The organism is Planctomycetota bacterium (assembly GCA_038746835.1).
In the GTDB taxonomy this organism is placed as follows: domain Bacteria; phylum Planctomycetota; class Phycisphaerae; order Tepidisphaerales; family Tepidisphaeraceae; genus JBCDKH01.
Map to the genome: position 1 here is coordinate 1 of JBCDKH010000323.1, position 1,773 is coordinate 1,773.

The 1,773-nt window shown below is 63.1% G+C and carries 1 protein-coding gene; it reads left to right on the plus strand.

Features of this window, described 5'->3' with window-relative positions:
- Nucleotides 1–64: 64 nt before the first annotated feature.
- Nucleotides 65–1,773, plus strand: a 1,709-nt coding sequence (locus AAGI46_17075) for a hypothetical protein (GenBank protein MEM1013921.1), incomplete at its 3' end; no start/stop codon positions are given.

Consider the following 1,773-nt stretch of genomic DNA (forward strand, 5'->3'; position numbering starts at 1 on the left):
CGATGCACCGATGCGCAGCGATCAGTCGGGCAATGGGCCGCGGTCAGAAGATCAGGTTGTCGAGATGGAGGTCGACGAGCCTACGGGGGACATCAACGACGACAGGACCGACCTCGAGAAACGGGCTGCAGCGCTCGCCAACAGGAGGATCGACCTGGACGCGCTCATTGCGGAAGCCAAGCAGAACAAGTCGGCGGAGACTGTCGCGCAGCTCAAAATCGCCCGCGTCCTCCTCGGCACGTTTCACAACGGCTTCCTTTTTGGAGGCATGCCTCGCTACATCGCGCGGCTGCAAGTTGCGGTGGACAGCGAGGCGGAGCTCCCAGCGTACCCCGGCGGCGACTTGGACTTTCAAGCGCCCGGAACGCCGATCGCTGAAATGGCGATGCGGTTCGAGAAGGCGATGAAAAAGGAACTTGCTGGCGAAAGCTACAAGTTCGAGAAGCCGTCTGACTACGGCCACCTGCGAGACCTCAACATCGAACTCGGCGGCGCTCGCGTCGAGGTCCAACTCGTAGACGCCAGCCTCGTCGGCCGCAAGCGTCCGCTCATCTTTCGGAGCGACGCCCTCACTCTCAACGGCGCGATGCGATTCGACCGCACCGACGACGCCCTACAGCATCCTCTCGGGAAGATCCTCGAGGACACGCTCAAACAACAATACACTGTCGTCGCTCCCGTCGCCTTCATCGAGAACAACAAGACCTACGGCCAACGCGTCTTTGAGCGCGTTTCGAAGAAGAAGAAGAGAGAAGACGACGCGACGCTGCTCTTTGCGTCGACGAAATGGTGCACCTCGCGGCACCAGCTGGTTAAAAAAATTATTGCGGCGGCTGGCCAGTGCAACCTGGAGGAGCTCCAGGCGGAATTGCGAAGCCGACAACGCGGCTTTCGCTTCAAGACCCTCGTCGATGCCGTCGCGGCGGCGACGTTTAACACCCCGGAGGAGCTCAACACCTTCCTCGCACGAGCGGACTGCGCTCACACGGCTCCGGTGGCGGAGATTGCCAAGGCGATCGCTCAAGAGCAGCGCCGCACCGTGACGGTTCTGCCGGCGACGCCAGACGGCACGTCGGTCGACGAGAAGCCCCACGAGTACGCCGGCGTCCCTGCCTGCCCCGTCGTCGTGCAGGAAGTGCAGTCGGGCACTGGCCTCGAGTACGACCTGATCTCGCCAAGACCGCCGTCGCTCAAGCAGCTTCTGCTCGGCGAGGGCATCGACGAGGCGAATCCCCACTACGGCTTCAGATCGACCTCGCTCCCCTGGACTGCCTTGCGTGAAGTTGGCGCCCATCCGTCGCGAAAGCCAGCGGGCACCCTCAGCATGGCCGAGCACGTGATGGACTACGACGCGATCGACCAGAGCCCCTGGTTGAGCATGTCCAAGTTTCTGACGATGACGATCCACTGGTCCCAGTGCCAGTTCTATCCGCGGGCACTACAGAAGTGGCTCCGGGAGAACGAGCTGTATCGCGGCCCCGCAGTCGGCCCCGTCCAGCTGATCATCGTCGTGAACCTCCCTCATTATGAGGCCCTCATGCGGGAAGGCCTCGGTGTGCAGGACTCCTTTGTCTGGCGGGCGGACACCGACACCACAGCACGCCGCAACGGCATCACGGGTGGCGCGCCGCTGTGGTCCGTCACCAACGGCGAGATCGACGCCTACCGCTGCATTCCGGCGGCGGCCGTCGATACTGTCTACGTCATCGACCCCGACACAGCGGAAGGCAAGAAGGTGCTGTCGACGTCGGCGGCGCCGATGCCGAAGGACGA